A 19,235-nucleotide genomic window follows, 5' to 3' on the forward strand; every position below is an offset into this window, starting at 1 on the left:
TTAGGTGGTAGAGATGCAATTATTATAAAAATTTGATTAATCCATAAGACGGGTTAACTAAGGAATCATTGCTACCTTAATTACTTTACGCGCTTTCATTTCACAAAACACCTGTTCTAAATCTTTTAATGGTCGTTGTTCGCTAATAAGTAACTCAAAGGGAATTTTGCGACTAGCTATGAGTGCAAGGGCCGATCGCACATACTCTGGTGTATTATGAAACACGCCTTTGATAGTAAGTTCGCTATAGTGTAGCTGTTCTGTATTCACAGTAATGCTGGTATTTCGTGGACATCCACCGAATAAGTTGACTGTTGCACCAGGACGGGCGCAGGTGATCGCAGTTTCCCAAACACTTGGGACACCGGTGGCTTCAATTACTACATCTGCACCCCATCCTTGGGTAAGTTCTTTCACTACACTGGGAATCTCTGAGATTTGATGATAATTAAAAGTCTGGGTTGCACCCAATTTCTGACCAATTTCTAGTCTGTGGTTATTACCTCCCCACAGCAAAACCTCAGCTTTCTCACTCAACGCCGCCACAAACATTAACCCGATCGCCCCATCTCCTAACACGACTACTTTATCTTTGGGCTTAATATTAGAACGCGCTACACCATGCAACACACAAGCTAAAGGTTCCGTCATCGCTGCCAATTCCCACGGCAACTCATCGAGAATCTGCAACAAATTATGTTCTACTATCGGTGCAGGAATTTTCAAGTATTGGGCAAAGGTCCCATTATTCCAGGTCAAATTTGGACATAAGGAATATTCTTGACGTTGACAAAAAAAGCATTTCATGCAGGGAGCAGAATTATTAGCGACAACGCGATCGCCTACTTGCCAATTTGTCACTCCTCTACCCAAGGCAACAATTTGCCCAGCCGCTTCGTGACCAAACAGGGTTGGCGGGATCAGCATCCTGGCATGACCACCACGCCGCCAGACTTTTAAATCAGTACCGCAAGTTGTTGCAGCCCCCACTTGGATTACAACCTCTCCAGCCGCCGGAGTCGGGTCAGAAACTTCCTCTAGGCGTAAATTTTCTTGACCATAAAGTAACGCTGCTAACAAAACTTTAAACCTATTAATTAGCTCCATCCGATTTTATCAGTTGAGGCTTATTGATAGGTTTAAACTAAATCAGTATTGATTTTTAGTAGCTTTTATATATTCAAAAACTAGGTATTCACCGCTGGCTGAGGAACTACTCCGGTGTTCCGGGTTTCCACATTAGGCAGGCGAGTAGCAGTTAACAGCGGTACTTCTTGTCGGCATGACAGGCAAAACCAATAGAGTTCACCATGACGGGCATGACGCAGGAGGGAACCACCGCAGCATGGGCAAGTGTTGGCTCTCGTACTCATACCAATGTCCTCCTTAAAAAATTGTTGTTTTAAACTAAGTCAAAAAAGCAGTTGATTAAAACTGGATGTTAGCTGCATGAATGCGGCCATTCGATTCTATGCGGTCTTTTATAATTTGTCTGTAAACAGCTTCATATCCGTTAACCATTTGGCTAACGCTAAAGTTGTTTTCTACGTGTTTTCTACAGGTTTGACGATTGAGTTCCAAAGCTGGTGGAATCATTGCCGCCATTTCTGCATAGTTATTGCAGATAAAACCTGTTTTACCGTGAGCAATAACTTCAGGTACGGCGCCGAAATTCATGGCAATTACTGGCGTACCACTTGCCATTGATTCAATCATTACTAAACCAAAAGGTTCTTGCCAGTTAATGGGGAAAAGAGTAATGGCAGCATTACCCAGAAGTTCAGTTTTTTGGGCATGGTTAATTTCACCGAGATATTCGATTTGCTGACCATCTATGTGGGGAGCAATCTCTTGTTCAAAAAACTCTGAGTGTACTGCATCAACCTTTCCTGCCATCTTCAAGCGCCAACCACTCTGTTTAGCAATGGCGATCGCATGTTGCGGGCCTTTATCTGGCGAAAAACGACCTAAAAACGCTAAATATCCAGGTTCTAACGGTTGGGCTACAAATGGGTAATCTGCTAGTTCAATTCCGTTATAAACCGTGCCAACATAATTAAGATCGATTTGACGCTGCGAGTTACTAATGCTGATGTATGGTTGCTTTTGGTAATAAGTAAATGCGTGACGGTTGTCAGTTGTAAAATTATTGTGCAGGGTGTGGACTGTAGCAGTTACTGTTATCAAACTCGCTAAAGGTAATGCCGAAATCCCTACATGAGAATGGATAATATCGAATTGGTCAGCACGCTGGTAAACTTGGCTTAGTTCTAGCATTTCATACACTGCATACTCTTTCACATTTTGGTCTAAGCGTAATGCACGTGGATAAACTGCTTCTAAGTTAGCCAAAGTTTGAGAATCACCAGAAGCAAATAAAGTTACCTCATGACCGCGACGAACAAGTTCATCAGTCAAGCGACTCACTACCAATTCTATTCCTCCATAATTAGGAGGTGGAACCCTTTCCCATAAGGGGGCAACTTGAGCGATTTTCATAAGTTTTTCTGGTTCAGTCTATGAAATTGTCCTCAATAATGAACTAGATCGTTATTTTATGAGGAAAGAGCATTTGTACTTACTCTTTTGACATTTAAATTAACCTTACAGGCTATCAAAAGCGCAATAACGGTTAACCCTACCGCAAATTTTCTGCCAACAAATCTAACTGACTATCGGCAAAAGTCAACTCTGAGCCACACTTCTAACCGTATAGCTATCTATTATTTGTTGCATCTGTCTTGGGGATCATAAAGAGGTAGAATGTTTTGTAGTAAAACTTACAAAATTGAATATTTAGTAGCTGACAATACTAAAATATTCAATGGGATCAAGCCATTAGAGCTTCATTTAAAGGTAATTGGGAAAGATAACAGAAAATATAAATATTAAGGAATTGTACAATAATTACATAATTTGTAATTAGTAATTTACAAAAATTCTGATAACTAACTAATGAAAATCGCTACTTGGAACGTCAACTCAATTCGCACTCGCCTGGAACAGGTTATTGATTGGTTAACCCTAAATCCTGTTGATGTTCTCTGCTTGCAAGAAACCAAAGTTGTGGATGCTGAATTTCCGCGATCGCCTTTTGAGCAGTTAGGGTATAACCTTTATATGTCAGGGCAAAAATCTTATAACGGTGTAGCCCTGATTAGCCGCCAGCCACTTCTAAATGTCAGTAGCGGGTTTAGGGCGATTTTGCCAGATTTACATCACGAATGGGACGAGCAAAAGCGCGTGATTACAGGTGTAATTGATGGCGTGCGGATTGTAAACTTATATGTTCCTAATGGCGCAGCGGTAGGAACGGAGAAATACGAATACAAACTGCGTTGGTTGACAGCGCTACACGAGTATTTGCGATTGCTGGTGTTGTCAGAATCCGCAATTTGTGTCTGCGGCGACTTCAATATCGCCTTGGAAGATAAGGATATTCACGAGCAAGTGAGTACAGAAAATCACATTATGGCAACAGAAACAGAGCGCCAAGCCTTACGGGATATTCTGAAATTGGGATTTGCCGATGCTTTTCGCAAATTCACCACAGAAGGTGGAAATTATAGCTGGTGGGATTATCGCTCTGCTGCCTTCCGTCGTAACTTAGGTTGGCGGATTGACCATCACTATCTCACGCCCATCCTGTATGAGCGTGCTACAAGTTGCATTATTGATGTCGCGCCGAGAAAATTAACTCAACCTAGCGACCATGTGCCGGTAATTGTGGAATTTTGAATGGAGATTGGAGGAGCAGCACTTCGGCTACGCTCACTGACCAGAAAGCAGGTGGTCACTGAGCGTAGCCGAAGTGGGAGCAGGGGAGAATAACTAATGACAAATGACAAATGACAAATGACAAATGACAAATACTTCTCTACGAGAGGCTGCGCCAACGACTTTGCTCAGTACAAGTGACAAATGACAAATAATGCCCCATGCCCAATCAATCAATTAATCAATTTAACGGCTGATATATATCCTCAGAACTGGGATTGAGATAAGGACGCTGTAAATCTATTAGATGCCGCGCAAAGTGTTGGTCAATAACCCTCATCCTTTCCTCCATTGCATTTTTACCTTTTTGCCAAGCTTCCAACAAAGCATTTGCGACGATTTGGCAACGGTTCATCCCAAAACTTTCTTGTGCGGCAAATTTTTGGGTTGGTTCTTCGGCTAAACCTAACCCTGGAGCTAAAAATTTGGTAAACAAAGGAATTTCGGGCTGGAAATGAAATTGATTTTTGATATAAACAGTCTGAAGGATTGCGCGGATTGCTGGATAGTCGGGCAGTTCAAAGTAAAGTAGCCCCGAATCATAGCGTCCGTATGCAGAGGGGTTGTGGAGAACTTGAAAGCTAAAGGGAATCGAGGCTGCATTTAGTTGCAGCGTCAAGCTTTCCATGAGAGCGATCGCACCAGATGCCGTAAAGTTAAAGTAGATTCGCCCTGCTCCTAAATCGGCGTCTGGGTTGCTTTGCCGTTCCTGTCCAACATTGCTAACTGCTAAGTAACAGCCATTTTGCAGTCGATTTTTGGGCATCCAGATTGCTACCATATCACCAACTTTGGTAGATTTCTTACTGGATTCTAGATGACAATCTGGCTCAACATAAAGTGTTAAACCACCTTTAGTCACCGCCATAGTCCCATCAGGTTCTTTCCGCAACACCTGCCATTGAGGGTCAAAGTAACCTATGCCGTGATTACTGGCGTGCAGTTGCTCGTAAAAGTCCCAGTCAATCTCTAAAATAGAATTATCTGCTAAATTATGCTTTTGCGGGCGATTAGTATTATCAGTATTGACTGCCAAAGTACTTTGCAGGGAGCCATTGTAATAGATTCCATAGAGAAAATTTCGCAGCAGGAGAGTGAGATACTTCTGTTGTAAATCTACAGAATTTTGCTGAAATCTATCGGCTATTTTAGTCGGCAGACCGAAGGGTTGATAATTGGGATGGTAAATACAAAAATTTGACTCAATCTGGATATTCTGAGCAATATCAAATAGAGAATTCAGCGATTGATTGATAGAGGAATTTAGCATTAATCCATTCAGAAATCAAACTTTAACAAAATTAGAATTCAGGAGTCGGAATACATAATTCAGAATTATGTGTTCTTTTTGAATTGTTCTGCAACCTATTACTAACAACCACGCAGCCGAGTTTTTTCGTAATAAATCCGAAGTAACTGTTGCTCCTTTACAGGCTGAGAAAATTTATGAATCTTTGCTACAGGATTTAGTATTTCTGACTCTGACATCCCAAAGATGGTCAATACAGCTTGCTCTGGCATTACAAGTAAACTTTTAGCTACTTGCAGCATACACAGTTCAACATTATTAAAATGTTTACGGCAGGTAATCATCTCCTGAATTTGATGAATTAGTGCCAGCCCCGCAAACTGGATAACCCGCGAAATAAAGTCACTGCGGTATTCCAAAATCATCGGGAAAGCATTTATATAAGCCCTAATTAAGGCAATAATTGAAGGTTGTAAAATCTCTAACGGTGTTAACGCCAAATGTAGGGATTCTTCTAACTCAATGGTGGGGTCTACTACCAGACTCTTAAGCCAAATTCCTAAATAGCTTGCCAGTAAAGTTCCTAAATCAAAGGCTGGGTCTCCCCAAGAACAAGCTTCCCAGTCAATTAGTCGTATAAGACAATTGTCTAATTGCTCCCATCTGGAATGAACCAAAATGTTGCTCAATTTCAGGTCGTTATGAGTTAAGCAGCAAGGATTCCAGCTATATGCCAAATCTGCGATCGCAGATGACAAACTCTCGTATTGTTGATAAAGAACATAGAATTTCAGTGCATCTGTGGGAACAGTCCCAAAAATCTCCGGCCCAATTGACCCTACCCCTTGCGCTGGATTGTAAAACCCGTAGCGAAACTCTCCTTGGGGAGCAGTTGCCATAAAATCCCGATATTCTCGGCGGTTGTAGGTGGCGCGATGCAGTCCCGCCAAAGTTGTGCCGATGGCAGAGGCAATTTCTTGTGGAAAAATCTCATTGTTGTGGTAGAATGTCGCAAGCTGTAGATATTCATTCAAGTAACTACGGACAAGAATCGAATTTTCTTCGTCAAAATGCACTACCAATGGCGCAATTGCTGAAGTGTTACCTAGAACTGGAAACTGTTGTAACAACTGGTGAAACAGCCACTCCTGAAACAATTCATGAGGCGCGCCGTCATTGTTATTAACGTTACGTTCTTGTTTAATCAGCAGCTGGCGATTATCTGCTAAAGTCACTAGTAAATTGAAATTTTTCTGACTACTTCCTGGCAACTCAGATTTGTCTGATGGGCCATCTTCTGAGCTACACAGACCCGCGTCTTGCAGATACTGGATAACGTTATGAGAAGACAGTGATAATACCATGTATTATTTCCTACTTCATTAAATTACTTCAACTTATCGTGTCAAATTTGCTTGGTCTTAAGAGTTTTAGTAGATAGGAACTAATGCAAGAAGAGAGATGTGAATAAGAATAAAGATTTCTACAATCTACTAATATCTCATATTTGGGAGAAAAACTTGCCAAATTGGCACCAAGTCCTTTGCGATTCCTTTAAAATTGGCTGCTAGATACTGTGACATCTTTACACTTTATCAGCATAGTTACTTAGATACATCTAGAGTAAGTTTTGTGGTAGAGCCTTTTTTTGTGGCAAAGAAGCATCACCAGCAAAAAGCTGATTGGTAGCAGATATTGTTTGATGTTTAGTAGTCATCTTGAAAGCAGCGAAGAATTTTAGTAATCCTTTGCGGTACGAAGCACGTGATTCAACAGTATTACTTTTATTTATCATCACAAAGCCAAAAAAACCGGAGTTTTTTAGCAATTAGTAATTATTTTTTGATTTAATTTTCCGAATTGATGTCTGGAAAACTTGTGATTACGTTATTTTCGTCACCTACAAATTGTATATGACTATAGGCGATCGCAAACAAAACCTACATGAGCGTACCTTATGTAAGTGTACTTTTGTCAAGCTTGAAACACGGCATTTTTCAAGTATGATTTGTGATTACTAGTTGGCGGATAACTTTTAAAACTTTAACCTGAGAATGCACAAGCCTACTTTGAATGGAACGCGTTGTTAAAACCGGATTGGGTTGGCGTATTGGCTGGAACCCCGATACACCTGAGTTTAAAGGTTTAGTTGGTACAGATGATTGGGCAATTGAGTTAACCGAAGCTGAGTTAAATGATTTTTGTCGTCTACTAGCACAGCTAGCAGACACCATGAAGCAACTCGCAACTGAATTGATGGAAGAGGAAAAAATTACTTGTGAAGCCGAAAGCGATTTATTATGGATGGAAGTGCAAGGCTATCCTCATGATTATAGTCTGCGCTTCATCCTAAATACAGGGCGATGTGTAGAAGGTAAATGGAATGCTTCTGCTGTTCCAAATTTACTGCAAGCTAGTGGGATGCTTAAGGTTTTTTAAAATTACCTCTTGATTAACCTACAGTTTTGCTATATAATAGGAATTCTGACCGGGGCGTAGCGCAGCTTGGTAGCGCGCCACTTTGGGGTAGTGGAGGTCGTGGGTTCGAATCCCGCCGCTCCGATTGATGATAAGCCATGCCTGCTAGTCTTTTTAAAAGATTAGCAGGTTTTTTCATAGCTTTTTCCTGAAAAAACCTAACCGAATAGTAAATAGGGATGTTATACCAAGCGTGAAAAATGATTGCGACAGATGGAAAACTGAAACACTTAGGGACTGACAAATAAAAAAATATACAACTTTTCTTGTGGGGTGGACATCTTGTCCGCCCCTGTCAACGGGCGCTCGTGTCGCCCATCCCACAAGAGTGGATAATTTATTTCTTGGAAGTCCCTTATCCAATGGATGTTTCACAATCCAAAATCTAAAATCCAAAATCTAAAATCCAAAATGGTATCACCCGCACAATCAAATTTTGTCAATGATAAGTAATTAGGCGGACTTAATATAAAATCTCTAGCAGATTAGTAGGTAGATTGGCATGAGTGAAACTACAGAAACGATTTTCAGCAAAATCATTCGTCGGGAAATTCCCGCTGATATTGTTTATGAGGATAATTTAGCCCTAGCATTCAAAGACATCCATCCCCAAGCGCCCGTTCACATCCTCGTGATTCCTAAAAAACCCATTGCGACACTAGCTGAGGCTGAATCTGAGGATCATGCTGTGTTAGGGCATCTTTTGTTAACTGCTAAACGTGTTGCAGAAGAAGCTGGATTAAAAAATGGTTATCGAGTTGTGATCAATGCTGGTGATGACGGCGGTCAAACAGTCGATCACTTACATTTGCATATTTTGGGAGGACGGCAGTTAAATTGGCCTCCTGGTTGATTAGAGGCAGGGGGTAGGGTAAAAGGTACAAACTCAGTCAAATTGTGGGCAAAAGCACCCTCTTCCCCTGCTTTCTAGTATCAAAGATCGTAGTGCTGAATTCTGGCAGCGCGTTTTCACTTGATTGTGCGGTAGTGTAAAAACAGATTGCTTCCAACCTGACGAGTTTCTATGAGTTCTAGATGAGGAGCAGCATCGGGAAGAAAACCCTCTCCCTCCACTGGGCTAGGGGCGTGCTTTCCCCCAAAAATGAGCGGCCAAATGGTCAGCCACCAATCGTCAATTCGTCCTGCCTGAACTAGAGCAGCTGTTAAAGAGCCACCTCCCAAAGCAACGACTTTGCGAATACCCCGCTCTGCCATCAAGCTGTAGCCCCGATCCCAGTTCAGGTCTGTATCTCCCAAATCAATTAATTCAGCCAGTTTTTGCAAAGTTGTTGTATCAGAACTGCGCTCTATAGCAGTCCGTGTGGTAAATATCCATCGCTCAATGTCCTGACTCAAAAAAGGCAAGTCCGGCGATAAGTTAAGGGAAGGTGAAACAACGCAAGTTATCGGCTGAGGAGACTGGCCGCGAACCTCACGTGCTGCCAACAGTTCGCGATCGCTAATTGCAAAGGTTCCCCCCTCAGCCCGAATTGTCCCTGCTCCTACCAGCACTAAATCGGCAAGGGAGACTTGATACTCCAAGTGTGCTTGATCGACTACATTGGGTTCGCGAGGCGCTTTCGGATCTACGGCACTAATTTTTCCATCGGCCGTCATCGCCAGAACCACAGTTGTTTGGATGGTTGACATGATTATGTTGTAACGATTCTTTATAATTTTACCTTTTTGAATCCCCTCCACACTTGAGAGTCAAAAGAGGCAGGGGAGCAGGGGGCAGCACTTCGGCTACGCTCAGTGACCGGGGAGCAGGGGGAGCAAGCCCTGCCCCCTGGCCTTCCGCTTCTTCGGTGAATAGTTATTGCATTGTGCTTTAAATCACTTTGTTAAGTATGGCTCAAGGTGGTAAAAAACTGTTGTTGAATGATTCTCTCTACACAAGAGTTTTTTTACGCCTCAGAAACTATCATGCTTAACCACATATCTGCAATCGTCGTATTTGTCTTAATTATAATTTTGGGGTTTGCATCTCCAGTTCAAGCTGCAACTCCCCGTTCGACTTGGGTGGTGAATGAAATTTACCAATATAATCATCCCTTTGCTTCTCAATTGCCTCAAGAACTAGCAACGAAAATGCAAAAGATGGCAGATCAAGATAGCTTTTTCACTTTTTATCGGGGGACGGCTCACATTTTTTATCGTGATATGCAGACCTTACCAAGTTCACGATTTGTCAACTCTTCAACCTCAGCCATCTGGTTAGAAGGAGATATGCATCTGCAAAATCTTGGAGCGATAAGAGATAGCAAAGACAACAACGTTTTTGACACCACCGACTTTGATGAAGGCTATCTTGGCCCTTATGTTTGGGACTTGCGACGGATGGCAGTCTCCATTCTGTTGGTAGCTAAAGAGAATGGTTTTAATTCAACTGATGCTGAGGATGTTGTCCGAAATTTCTTGGATGCTTACCTCAATAAAATGAACGACTTTAAGGGAAGCAATGATGAACTGTCATACCGTTTAGAATCTAGCAATACGAACGGTGTGGTCAAAGATTTAATTCAAAAGGCATCAGATAAGAGCCGTTCTAAGCTTTTAAAAAAGTACACAGTGCTAAATAACAGTAACAATCGCCTCTTCAAGACAGCCTCAGAACTCCAGTGTATATCCAGCAGCACCTATTCTGATATTGCTGGGGCTATGAGCAGCTATATCGCCTCAATTCCTATCAGTAAGCGCTACAACGACAGTTACTATACCCTCAAGGATATTCGGCTTAAATTAGGTTCAGGTGTTGGTAGTCTTGGGAAGTACCGATATTACTTGCTAATTGAGGGGCCAAGTTCAGCAACCGACGACGATCGCATTTTAGAGATGAAACAGGAAAGCAGTAGCGCAGTTGCGATGGCGTTCCGCCCGCCGGAGGCGATCGCAGTTCCAGGTTTGCTGCCGAGTTCAGTCTACGGAAACCAAGAAGGGGCAAGGGTGACAATCACTACGAAAGCGATGTTATCCAATCTCGATCCCTTGGTTGGCTATACTACTGTCAGTAGCATCCCCTTTATGGTGCGTGAAAAATCACCCTACCAAGTGGACTTTGACTATAAGTTGTTAACTAGCAAGTCAAAATTCATGGATGCGATGGGGTACGCAGGGAAGGTGGTTGCCAAAAACCATGCAATCTCCGATCGAGACTACGATGCTGCGATTATTCCTGTCAGCGTTGACAAAGAAGTGACTGATATTGTGAGTGGTAATAAAGCTGTATTCAAAGACGAAATTTTTAACTTTGCAGTGGACTATGCAACTCAAGTCGAATATGACTACAGGGGTTTTGTAGATGCTTATAAACAAGGGGTAAAACTCTACTAGAACATTGATTCAGTATTCAGAGATTGTTTTAATCTACACCAACATCAAATAATTGCTCCAATGAATTCACCTAATATGTACATCGTACATAGTCTAGGTTTCGGTTTTTTTTCGTACTTATGCTTTTTTTTATTCGGGATTTGGGCTTTGTTAAATATCAACCCAAATCCAGACACCAAAGCACTTTAGATTTATGTCCACACCTTGCTTGGCATTTTGGCGTAGGTGTATATTGTCGTAGACATTGCTTTAAGTTGTCACCAATCTACAGAGCATGGGAACGAGGTAAGCTTACAGCCAAGCGCGATCGTATTGAACAGGCCAGAGTTTATCGTGTCCCAATTGTTTGGCTGCCAGATGTGGCCAGTAAGGATTGCGGAGTAGTTCGCGTCCTAACAGCACTATATCAGCTACTTCTGTACGAATAATCTCGTCAGCTTGTTCAGGGGATGTAATTAAACCCACGGCTCCTGTATGAATATTAGCTTCGCGGCGGATGCGTTCGGCAAACTGAGTCTGATAACCAGGTTTAATGGGGATATGAACGCCCGGTATAATACCGCCTGATGAATTGTCGATCAGATCGACTCCTAAAGACTTGAGTTTGTCGCTTAAAGCAATACTTTGCTCAATGTCCCAGCCATTGTCTACCCAATCGGTGGCGGAGATGCGCACCCAAAGTGGATGTGTTTGAGGCCAAACCTCTCGGACTGCTTGAACTACTTCTCTGAGCAGACGAGTCCGGTTTTCAAAGCTGCCACCATAATCATCTTGACGGTGGTTGGAAAGAGGTGAAAGAAATTGGTGCAGTAGATAACCGTGGGCAGCATGGATTTCCACTACCTTAAAACCAGCTTGGAGAGAACGTTTGGCTGCTTGAGCAAAGGCGTCAATAATTTCTTGAATTCCCTCAAGACTGAGAGCTTCTGGAACTGGGCTATCTTTGCTAAAAGCGATCGCACTACTCGAAACTAAGGGACGCCAACCTTCCTGAGATTCATCCAGCACTTTCCCTCCCTTACTCGGTTTGGCAGTGCTGGCCTTTCTACCTGCATGAGCAAGTTGAATACCTGCAACAGCGCCAAAGTTATGAATTAATGCCACAATCTTGGCTAAAGTTTCGATGTGTGAATCTGACCAAATTCCCAAATCTTGCGGGCTAATGCGTCCACGCGGCTCTACAGCTGCCGCTTCTGTGAACACTATACCTGCACCGCCAACTGCGCGAGAAGCTAGATGAATAACGTGCCAATCATTAGCATATCCATTTGTACTGGAATATTGACACATCGGTGAAACGGCGATGCGGTTGCGAAAGGTAATTTCACGAATTTTGAATGGTTCAAATAGATGTGCCATTAATCTTGATTCCTTCTCTTGCTAAGTAAAATAAATTAGGGAGGGATTTACAGCATGAATTCGATTTTGCATTAATTAAAGGTAACTCCAAGAAATAAATTATCCAACCCTACAGGAGTTAATTGGATATTTTTTTATTTGGAAATCCCGAAATAGAGAAGTCAAAATTCAGAATGCAATTAGTGGGGAATTTCGACCCACCACTTGATAGTTTCCCACCAAATTTTGAATTTGCTGGGAGATTTAAACCCTTACTCTCAAAGCCGAATTTACTGCCGCAGGTATCGCAGTAGTTCTTGTGTAGGGCAGTATTCTTCCAGGCAACGCTCTCTACAAGACGCTTTTGCTAGCTTGCAACTCTTACAGAGTACGCGGACTCGCTGCTGCTACGATATCTTGCCTTACGCAAGAACTACCTCTTTTGTTAAATATTTGTTGAATGACTAGAGTCATCATAGAGATTTGGATAAATAGGCCGATTGTCAGGCTTTTGAGACTGCAATTCCCAAATATCGCGTTTTCCTAATTCTCGATCCACTAATAACTGTAGATGGTCTGGTAATTTGGTTGTTTGCCAAATTGACCAAATTTCTTCACTAAAGAATTCTTTTTCAATTTTTCCAGAAAACATGATTTGACCTCCACGAATGTTCAATTTTCAGTTTAGTAACTGCTAATTTAGGAAAGACGAAGTAACAAAATTGTCATTCTTCATTCTTTCGCTATCTTTAAAATACAGGTACTATTCGCCCTGAATACTGCTTGTTAAGAAAATCTCTAACTTGTGCATATTTAAGTAACTTTTCATTACAGATATTGTCGATGGTATCGCGTTCTGTGAGGGCAATAATCCGTTGAAAAAAGGCAAACGGATGAGCGCGATCGCTACCAATTTGTCTACTCAAAATTAAATGCAAATCCAGGGTTAGAAATCAGCAAAGTTGCCTGACTAGCAGCTTACAGAATAGACTTCTTGCATAAATCAAATGTCCTCACCCTAAATTTCTCTCCCAAGCTGGGGAAATTACGTATCAAGCGCATATAATCATGAGCTTCTTATAGCGCGACGACTAGGACGCCCTTCGTCATCTACGAGGCAACCAGTACCAGAAGGTGCTGTTGCTCCACTGATACCGCAGTAGCCTTTATCTACGAGTATCACTCTTACCCCTTGAGCAGCATTCCAAGTTGCCCAAGTTGCTGATGGATCGCGGCTTATGACTAGAACATCAGTTTCTAAATTCAGTTGCGAAGTCGAACTATTGACTGACTCAGATTGATATGTACTCACGATTACATTTCCTAAAAAGTTTACTTGGCACTAAATTTTGAGTTTATTGGCTAACCCACCTAATTTTTTGGTGAAATACGATAAACACATCGATTTACCGTATTATTTATTTATGAGATTTACATAGATTGTGCTAAAAAACAAGAGGCTATTAAAATTTATTGATATTACTCTTGAATAAAATGCAGCCTGTGGCGAAAACTTTCTCAAAAAAATAAAGGACAAGAACTATACTTGTCCTCAATGGTTAAAATAATATATCCTGCATCGAAAGTTTTAATTAATACTCCTAACCTCCTATCCGGTTGTTGAGCGTAGCGATGCACGTATCCTAACTGCTGCCTTTTTTGTAACTTGTTGGCTTAAACTCTACGCGAACAAAACTAATAATTAATCTTGCTTATAGTTAAATACGCTTAATTTCAGGGTTATTGGTGTAGATAATTGGTCTTTCCAGACGCGATTTATTTATCGCGTCTCTATATCTAGGTTTTGGGTTTATCTGAACTATATTGGCTGACAGTTTTCTGCAAAAAAGAATTGAGTAATGAGATTGTAGACAATCTTGTTGCTTAATTAAAACTTAACGAAATAAGTATTTGTTGGTAAGGTTTGGGCAGTTCCTACATTTGTAGGCAAGTCATTAATTTTATTATCTGTTTTGATTACTGCAAACTTATCAGTAAATAGCAATACTTCACCATTTCCCGGTGTTACCCAAGCGTGGCGAGTCATTAGGTTTTTGGAGACAACTAAAAGAGATGCATCTCCACGGTAAGGCGAGATGGGTTTACCCATGAAGGTTTGATTATCTCTATTGGCGATCGCATAAGCAGCAGAAGAACCCACAAAAATTTTACTCCCATCTGAGTAAATAGTTTTAGGGAAATTGCTACTGCCGTCTCCCATCCCCGCAGTTGTCGGCTTTCTTGGAATACTTAGCTGTCCACGCTCAACAGTAAAATTAGTCAGATTAATAGTTCCTATATAAACCTTTGTCTCATCACGGGTTTGTGCAGCATTGGTATAGCTGTCTGTGGTAATCAAAGTCTTTGTTAATAAGTCTTTGCCATTCCACCTGTAGATTGAGTTACCCCCATAAACTGAACCGAGGACATAAAGCTTGTCTTCAACAATATGTAATCGGTTAAGTCTTGTGTCTGCCATGTCGCGAGCAAGATCGGCAGAATTGTAGCCCCAAAGCTTACCTTGGTTATTTCCTGCTATATTTGCCAAAGCAAATATTTTTGCTCCGTCGAAAACCATCCGGTAAAGAAAAGCTACCTGGACGGGAATACCTAACCTCTTTTGTTGCTGGTAGCCACTAGTGTAGAGATAGCCATTTTTATACTCAAAATCCATTACCTCAGTTACGCCATAGCTCTGTTTGGCTTTAAAGTTGAGGTTTTTATCATAAATTGATAGAGTATTTGCAGACTGGTAAATAATCCAATTTTGCAAAAATTTTACCCGTGTCTTTGAATTAGCTTTATTGCTAACTATTTTTTGCCTAGTTCCGTCAGTTTTGATTTTTACTAGTCCTGTTGGAACAGCTAAGACATAAGTTTTGCCGTCAATTGCTACAATGTCACGAGCATCATAATTAGAGTTTGGGATTAATTTTTTCGTCCCATTACTTTCTACTTCCCATACACCTTCAGTATTGATGACCGCAACTTTACTGCCATTAGTACAAGCTGCTCTTGGCGAAGAAATATTAAGATATGTAGCTAAAGCGGGGGTAGAGTAATCAAACATTGTACAGTCCTAGATAAGGTTGACTGAAAAATATTGGCGCTCAATTAAGAAAAAAATTTGGGAGTTTTTGCGCGTTTTGAAGCTAAACTCGTCTGAAAATTGAAGAAAATATTGGCTACGGTAAACTCAAACTCAAAGGTTGAGTAACCCGCAAAATATGCATATCTGCAAACATCGCTAAAATTAGAATTGAATTGTTTGTGGTTATGTCGTAGCGATAACCTGTTAATTGGGGGAAAGTAACTTCAATTAAGCCTCTCTGGCTGCTTTCTAATTCGACAAATACTTTACCAACACTTTCTGCCCCAGCTCACCCATCTCCTTTAACATCCCCTGAATCTTTTGCATAGCTAGAGATTCAGGCTTGGTATATCCTTTCTCCCAACAGTTTCCCGTCGAAGAAGTTATACCTAAAGATGCTGCAAACTGTTCTTGGGTAAGACCAGTTATGCCACGAAGTTCACGGATGAGCTTTCCAACTTCCGGTTGCTTGATTAGCAAAGGTTTCTTAATAGTCATTTAGCTAAGAACGCACCTGTTAATCTGGCGAGTGATATGTATTCCGCTACATCCTATTGGGGCTAATGCTGAATTGATAGGCGAAAATATACTAGAGTTTTTATACTTTCTTGATTTGCTAACCAAGTAATTACACGTCCGTAGATACGTATTTCCTAAATGAAACTTTCAAAGAATCAATTACGCAACGAAATAAGCATCCTGTTGTCAAGAAGCAGTTAAAATTAATATATGACGTTCAGTGGCTTCAATTCAGGAGGGGTTGAACCGATAAGTGAATTACTCCTTCTGCGTCCTGCCTTTTTCAATCCTAAATTACTCATAGAGACAGGAAATAGGGAAGAAGAAATAAAGTTGAATTGTAATTTTGTTAAAAAATCAAGTAGGAGTCTTATAGAAGTTTCATTTCCCCAAATCCAGGTGATTTTGTAATGCTTGACGCATCACTTCTACAGGCAAAGTTTCCTGCTGCAACCAGATTTTTAATGCTGCTACCCCTTGTTGAACTAGCATTTCTAATCCATCGATCGCAATTGCGCCTTGTTTTTGTGCCTGCTGGAGAAATTGTGTTGGTTTAGGAATATATATTAAATCGTAAGCGATCGCACCCGTTGGTAAATTCGCGATTTCTTCTACACTTAAAGGCGATTCATCGACTTTGGGATACATCCCAATCGGAGTTGTATTTACCAGCAGATTTGCTTGGGGAATTAGTTTTGGTAATTCCTCCCATTGATGAACCTGGAATTTCTCAGCAAGGGGCGAATTGCTCCAACTATTGCGGAATTCTTCTAATTTCTGCATATTGCGCCCAACAACATGAATTTGGGCAAAACCTAACTGAGTACAACCTGCAACAACTGCTCTAGCTGCACCACCATTGCCTAAAATTACCGCTACTTTCTGACTCCAATCTTGTTTATATGTTGTCTGCAAAGGGGCGATAAATCCTTCTATATCTGTATTTGTGCCTACCCATTGGTTATTTTGGCGGCTAACAGTATTCACGGCTCCAATAGTTTGAGCCAGGGGTGTAATTTCTGAGAGTAAAGGAATGATTGCCTGTTTGTGAGGTATTGTCACACTAAAGCCGACAACCCCAACAGCAGCAAAACCTGCGATCGCCACCTCTAAATTCTGTGGTTCAATCCCAAAAGGCAGATAAATGTAATCTAATCCTAATTGTGCGATCGCTGCATTATGCATCACCGGCGACAGCGAATGCTCCACCGGATTCCCAATTACCCCTAGTAGCTTAGTTTTGCCTGTAATTTTTTTTGTCATTAGTCATTAGTCAGTAATTATTCTCCCCTGCCCCCTGCCCCCTGCCCCCTGCCTCCTGCCCCCTGCCCCCTGCCCCCTGCCTCCTGCCCCCTGCCCCCTGCCCCAATCCCCTCACCTAGCCTACAATTATTAAAAGCTCCTTAACATTTCTTTAAATCATGCAGGCAACTACAGCCTCCTCTACAACTCCAATTCCTGGCAAATATTGGCAGTGGCGCGGGCACAACGTTTACTACGTGCGTGCGGGAGAGAAACAAACGCAACGTCCGCCTTTGCTTTTGGTACATGGATTTGGTGCTTCTACAGACCACTGGCGCAAGAATATCACAGGATTGTGTCAAGATTTTGAAGTATTTGCGATCGACCTTTTGGGATTCGGGCGATCGGCAAAACCAAAATTGCAGTATAGTGGCGACTTGTGGCGCGACCAACTCCATGATTTTATCAGCGAAGTGATTGGTCAAAAAGCAGTATTAGCAGGTAATTCTCTTGGTGGTTATGCTTGCTTATGTGTTGCAGCCCAACGTCCTGACAGTGCGGCTTCCTTAGTGTTGCTCAATAGTGCCGGGCCTTTTAGCGAAAGCCAGCCGACATCGGAACCGGAAGCTTTGCAAAGCGAAATTCAGCCACCCAAACAACCCTCTTCTTTAGAGAAACTTCTGGGTGACTCGGTTAAATGGATTTTTCAACAACCTTTAGCTCAGTTTGTGTTATTTCAATACGTGCGACAACGTTGGGTAATTCGCCAAACTTTAGAAAAGGTATATCTTGACAAAAGTGCAGTTACAGATCAATTGGTAGAAGAAATTTCTCGTCCTGCTTTTGATCCGGGTGCATTGGATGTATTTGTTTCAGTTTTTAGCAGTCCTCAAGGGGAAAAAGTTGATGTACTACTAAAGCAATTAACTTGTTCTCTGTTAATGTTGTGGGGAGAAGCCGATCCGTGGATGAATGCTAGAGAACGTTCTCGAAAGTTTCGTCAATATTGCCCGGAATTGACAGAGCATTTTTTAACAGCAGGTCATTGTCCCCACGATGAAGTACCCGATAAAGTAAACCAACTTTTACGCGATTGGGTTTTGTAAAGGTTAATACAGTTCAGAATGAGCAACCAAACCCTCATGTAGAGACGCGATTGATCGCGTCTTGAAAAACCAATTATTTACAGCAATAACCCTTAACCCAAGCGTATTGGATTAAAGATCTGTAGTAAGCGGCTTCAGCTGCTTACTACGAAAAACTTATTTAAAAACGTAAGATTTAATTTCTTGCTCTATTTGGTCACTAATAATCTCAGTTCCCATACCGATTTTATCGAGGTTAACCCTCACAAAATTTGTTTTGTCTTCTTTTGTAAACTTTTTATCATTATCCGAGTCTTTAAGAATTTTTAGAAAAATTGCATTTTGACCTGGAACAACAACCCAACTGATGATTCGAGTATTATTTGGGGTAATTTGTTGGAGGTTTTTACCTGATAAATCAGAAAGATAGCCAATAGTAGCATCTTCGCTATTAAGTTTTTTATCTATATTTGTATCTTGGTCAATGATTTTATATAACCAAACTCTTGTATTGGGCTTGTTTGCCGCTTTTACTTCCAATAAATCGAAGGAAGCGATAATGGCTTTTTTATTTAATAAAAGATGAGCTTCACCACCTTGCTTTTGATAAAAGATGATGTTATAAAATTGATTATTTCTTTCCTTTTCATAAGAACGGGAAAGGTTTAAATCAATTCCTTTATCTTCATTATGCTCTACAAGACTAACAGGAATCATCAGATAATCTGATTGTTCTTTAATAATTAAATCGCCATAAATAAGATTTTGTTGTGGCTTCGGTTTCTCAGTTGCTTTTGCCTGTTCTGCATTTTTACTAACAGAAGATTTACAGGAAAAAGAAAGAGCAGCTACAATCATAGCTGTAGTAATCTTATTTAAAAAGCGATAATTTTTCATCAAATTTTCCTCGCAGGATATGTTGCTGTCTTATTTTATTCCCTGCTGGAAAATTAGCTAGAGTCCAATACGCTTCAATATAGTTTAGCTAAGACTAAAAATTATACTAAATTATACTGATGTAGGTTGGGTTTCGTTCCTCAACCCAACATTATCGAGATTTTGTTGGGTTGAGGAACGAAACCCAACAAAGCCCCACCGATAATCCCTGGCGTACTGAGAAAAT

General features: G+C 41.1%; 19 protein-coding genes and 1 tRNA gene. 6 read left to right on the top strand and 14 right to left on the bottom strand.

Translation table 11 applies throughout. The annotated features are described in order from the left end of the window. Positions 1-57: 57 nt before the first annotated feature. The 3 genes from NSTC731_RS18160 to NSTC731_RS18170 form a co-directional block, all read right to left on the bottom strand. On the bottom strand, positions 58-1,080 hold the full coding sequence (locus tag NSTC731_RS18160; RefSeq protein WP_445632118.1) for a zinc-dependent alcohol dehydrogenase: 1,023 nt from the start codon (positions 1,078-1,080) through the stop codon (positions 58-60). A 107-nt stretch (positions 1,081-1,187) separates the two neighbouring features. Then, the gene (locus NSTC731_RS18165) at positions 1,188-1,373 is read right to left on the bottom strand and encodes a hypothetical protein (protein WP_104909358.1); all 186 of its coding nucleotides are present in this window, start codon (positions 1,371-1,373) and stop codon (positions 1,188-1,190) included. Positions 1,374-1,428: 55 nt separating this feature from the next. Continuing rightward, entirely contained in the window at positions 1,429-2,499 is a 1,071-nt protein-coding gene (locus NSTC731_RS18170) for a glycosyltransferase family 4 protein (protein WP_445626170.1), read from the bottom strand. Between the two features lie 456 nt (positions 2,500-2,955). On the opposite strand from NSTC731_RS18170, the gene xth reads away from it, so the two are divergent. Beyond that, positions 2,956-3,738: an exodeoxyribonuclease III gene (xth, locus tag NSTC731_RS18175; RefSeq protein ID WP_322738259.1), complete on the top strand. Its 783-nt coding sequence runs from the start codon at positions 2,956-2,958 to the stop codon at positions 3,736-3,738. Positions 3,739-3,958: 220 nt separating this feature from the next. Here the strand turns inward: xth and NSTC731_RS18180 are convergent, their stop codons facing one another. Together NSTC731_RS18180 and NSTC731_RS18185 are read right to left on the bottom strand one after the other, a co-directional pair. After that, entirely contained in the window at positions 3,959-5,047 is a 1,089-nt protein-coding gene (locus tag NSTC731_RS18180) for a T3SS effector HopA1 family protein (protein WP_445626171.1), read from the bottom strand. A gap of 101 nt (positions 5,048-5,148) precedes the next feature. Then, complete coding sequence (locus NSTC731_RS18185; RefSeq protein WP_445626172.1) at positions 5,149-6,390, bottom strand: phosphotransferase family protein; 1,242 nt, start codon at positions 6,388-6,390, stop codon at positions 5,149-5,151. A 709-nt stretch (positions 6,391-7,099) separates the two neighbouring features. Here NSTC731_RS18185 and NSTC731_RS18190 point away from each other — a divergent pair. The 3 genes from NSTC731_RS18190 (at position 7,100) to NSTC731_RS18200 (ending at position 8,357) form a co-directional block, all read left to right on the top strand. Then, on the top strand, positions 7,100-7,465 hold the full coding sequence (locus tag NSTC731_RS18190) for a DUF1818 family protein (protein WP_445626173.1): 366 nt from the start codon (positions 7,100-7,102) through the stop codon (positions 7,463-7,465). Between the two features lie 50 nt (positions 7,466-7,515). Beyond that, positions 7,516-7,589, top strand: a tRNA-Pro gene (locus tag NSTC731_RS18195). Between the two features lie 417 nt (positions 7,590-8,006). Then, positions 8,007-8,357: a histidine triad nucleotide-binding protein gene (locus NSTC731_RS18200; RefSeq protein ID WP_445626174.1), complete on the top strand. Its 351-nt coding sequence runs from the start codon at positions 8,007-8,009 to the stop codon at positions 8,355-8,357. Between the two features lie 116 nt (positions 8,358-8,473). Here NSTC731_RS18200 and NSTC731_RS18205 read toward each other — a convergent pair whose 3' ends face one another. Further along, positions 8,474-9,154, bottom strand: a complete 681-nt coding sequence (locus NSTC731_RS18205) for a RibD family protein (RefSeq protein ID WP_445626175.1) — start codon at positions 9,152-9,154, stop codon at positions 8,474-8,476. A 231-nt stretch (positions 9,155-9,385) separates the two neighbouring features. On the opposite strand from NSTC731_RS18205, the gene NSTC731_RS18210 reads away from it, so the two are divergent. Next, a complete protein-coding gene (locus NSTC731_RS18210) occupies positions 9,386-10,837 on the top strand; it encodes a DUF2252 domain-containing protein (protein WP_445626176.1) in 1,452 nt (483 codons plus the stop codon). A gap of 291 nt (positions 10,838-11,128) precedes the next feature. Here the strand turns inward: NSTC731_RS18210 and namA are convergent, their stop codons facing one another. The 7 genes from namA to NSTC731_RS18245 all read right to left on the bottom strand — a co-directional run bounded on the left by namA (position 11,129) and on the right by NSTC731_RS18245 (position 17,048). Beyond that, positions 11,129-12,196, bottom strand: a complete 1,068-nt coding sequence (gene namA, locus NSTC731_RS18215; RefSeq protein WP_445626177.1) for an NADPH dehydrogenase NamA — start codon at positions 12,194-12,196, stop codon at positions 11,129-11,131. A 424-nt stretch (positions 12,197-12,620) separates the two neighbouring features. Continuing rightward, a complete protein-coding gene (locus NSTC731_RS18220) occupies positions 12,621-12,827 on the bottom strand; it encodes a hypothetical protein (protein WP_445626178.1) in 207 nt (68 codons plus the stop codon). Positions 12,828-12,924: 97 nt separating this feature from the next. Continuing rightward, the gene (locus tag NSTC731_RS18225; RefSeq protein ID WP_445626179.1) at positions 12,925-13,101 is read right to left on the bottom strand and encodes a hypothetical protein; all 177 of its coding nucleotides are present in this window, start codon (positions 13,099-13,101) and stop codon (positions 12,925-12,927) included. A gap of 140 nt (positions 13,102-13,241) precedes the next feature. After that, on the bottom strand, positions 13,242-13,487 hold the full coding sequence (locus tag NSTC731_RS18230; RefSeq protein ID WP_445626180.1) for a hypothetical protein: 246 nt from the start codon (positions 13,485-13,487) through the stop codon (positions 13,242-13,244). Positions 13,488-14,063: 576 nt separating this feature from the next. Beyond that, positions 14,064-15,245: a hypothetical protein gene (locus NSTC731_RS18235; RefSeq protein ID WP_445626181.1), complete on the bottom strand. Its 1,182-nt coding sequence runs from the start codon at positions 15,243-15,245 to the stop codon at positions 14,064-14,066. Between the two features lie 270 nt (positions 15,246-15,515). Beyond that, positions 15,516-15,764 carry a helix-turn-helix domain-containing protein gene (locus NSTC731_RS18240; RefSeq protein WP_445626182.1) on the bottom strand — a complete coding sequence of 83 codons (249 nt, stop codon included), beginning with the start codon at positions 15,762-15,764 and terminating at the stop codon, positions 15,516-15,518. Between the two features lie 402 nt (positions 15,765-16,166). Beyond that, positions 16,167-17,048: a shikimate dehydrogenase gene (locus NSTC731_RS18245; RefSeq protein WP_445626183.1), complete on the bottom strand. Its 882-nt coding sequence runs from the start codon at positions 17,046-17,048 to the stop codon at positions 16,167-16,169. A 158-nt stretch (positions 17,049-17,206) separates the two neighbouring features. Here NSTC731_RS18245 and NSTC731_RS18250 point away from each other — a divergent pair, with 158 nt between their 5' ends. Further along, complete coding sequence (locus NSTC731_RS18250) at positions 17,207-18,133, top strand: alpha/beta fold hydrolase (protein ID WP_445626184.1); 927 nt, start codon at positions 17,207-17,209, stop codon at positions 18,131-18,133. Positions 18,134-18,289: 156 nt separating this feature from the next. On the opposite strand, the gene NSTC731_RS18255 is transcribed toward NSTC731_RS18250, so the two are convergent. Then, positions 18,290-19,009, bottom strand: a complete 720-nt coding sequence (locus NSTC731_RS18255) for a hypothetical protein (RefSeq protein ID WP_445626185.1) — start codon at positions 19,007-19,009, stop codon at positions 18,290-18,292. Between the last annotated feature and the right edge of the window lie 226 nt (positions 19,010-19,235).

This window comes from Nostoc sp. DSM 114167 (assembly GCF_052692655.1).

What these genes read in the sequence shown, in the direction of transcription:
- NSTC731_RS18165 (WP_104909358.1), bottom strand. Translation starts at nt 1,373, where the DNA reads ATGAGTACGAGAGCCAACACTTGCCCATGCTGCGGTGGTTCCCTCCTG.
- NSTC731_RS18170 (WP_445626170.1), bottom strand. Translation starts at nt 2,499, where the DNA reads ATGAAAATCGCTCAAGTTGCCCCCTTATGGGAAAGGGTTCCACCTCCT.
- xth (WP_322738259.1), top strand. Translation starts at nt 2,956, where the DNA reads ATGAAAATCGCTACTTGGAACGTCAACTCAATTCGCACTCGCCTGGAA.
- NSTC731_RS18180 (WP_445626171.1), bottom strand. Translation starts at nt 5,047, where the DNA reads ATGCTAAATTCCTCTATCAATCAATCGCTGAATTCTCTATTTGATATT.
- NSTC731_RS18185 (WP_445626172.1), bottom strand. Translation starts at nt 6,390, where the DNA reads ATGGTATTATCACTGTCTTCTCATAACGTTATCCAGTATCTGCAAGAC.
- NSTC731_RS18190 (WP_445626173.1), top strand. Translation starts at nt 7,100, where the DNA reads ATGGAACGCGTTGTTAAAACCGGATTGGGTTGGCGTATTGGCTGGAAC.
- NSTC731_RS18200 (WP_445626174.1), top strand. Translation starts at nt 8,007, where the DNA reads ATGAGTGAAACTACAGAAACGATTTTCAGCAAAATCATTCGTCGGGAA.
- NSTC731_RS18205 (WP_445626175.1), bottom strand. Translation starts at nt 9,154, where the DNA reads ATGTCAACCATCCAAACAACTGTGGTTCTGGCGATGACGGCCGATGGA.
- NSTC731_RS18210 (WP_445626176.1), top strand. Translation starts at nt 9,386, where the DNA reads ATGATTCTCTCTACACAAGAGTTTTTTTACGCCTCAGAAACTATCATG.
- namA (WP_445626177.1), bottom strand. Translation starts at nt 12,196, where the DNA reads ATGGCACATCTATTTGAACCATTCAAAATTCGTGAAATTACCTTTCGC.
- NSTC731_RS18220 (WP_445626178.1), bottom strand. Translation starts at nt 12,827, where the DNA reads ATGTTTTCTGGAAAAATTGAAAAAGAATTCTTTAGTGAAGAAATTTGG.
- NSTC731_RS18235 (WP_445626181.1), bottom strand. Translation starts at nt 15,245, where the DNA reads ATGTTTGATTACTCTACCCCCGCTTTAGCTACATATCTTAATATTTCT.
- NSTC731_RS18240 (WP_445626182.1), bottom strand. Translation starts at nt 15,764, where the DNA reads ATGACTATTAAGAAACCTTTGCTAATCAAGCAACCGGAAGTTGGAAAG.
- NSTC731_RS18245 (WP_445626183.1), bottom strand. Translation starts at nt 17,048, where the DNA reads ATGACAAAAAAAATTACAGGCAAAACTAAGCTACTAGGGGTAATTGGG.
- NSTC731_RS18250 (WP_445626184.1), top strand. Translation starts at nt 17,207, where the DNA reads ATGCAGGCAACTACAGCCTCCTCTACAACTCCAATTCCTGGCAAATAT.
- NSTC731_RS18255 (WP_445626185.1), bottom strand. Translation starts at nt 19,009, where the DNA reads ATGAAAAATTATCGCTTTTTAAATAAGATTACTACAGCTATGATTGTA.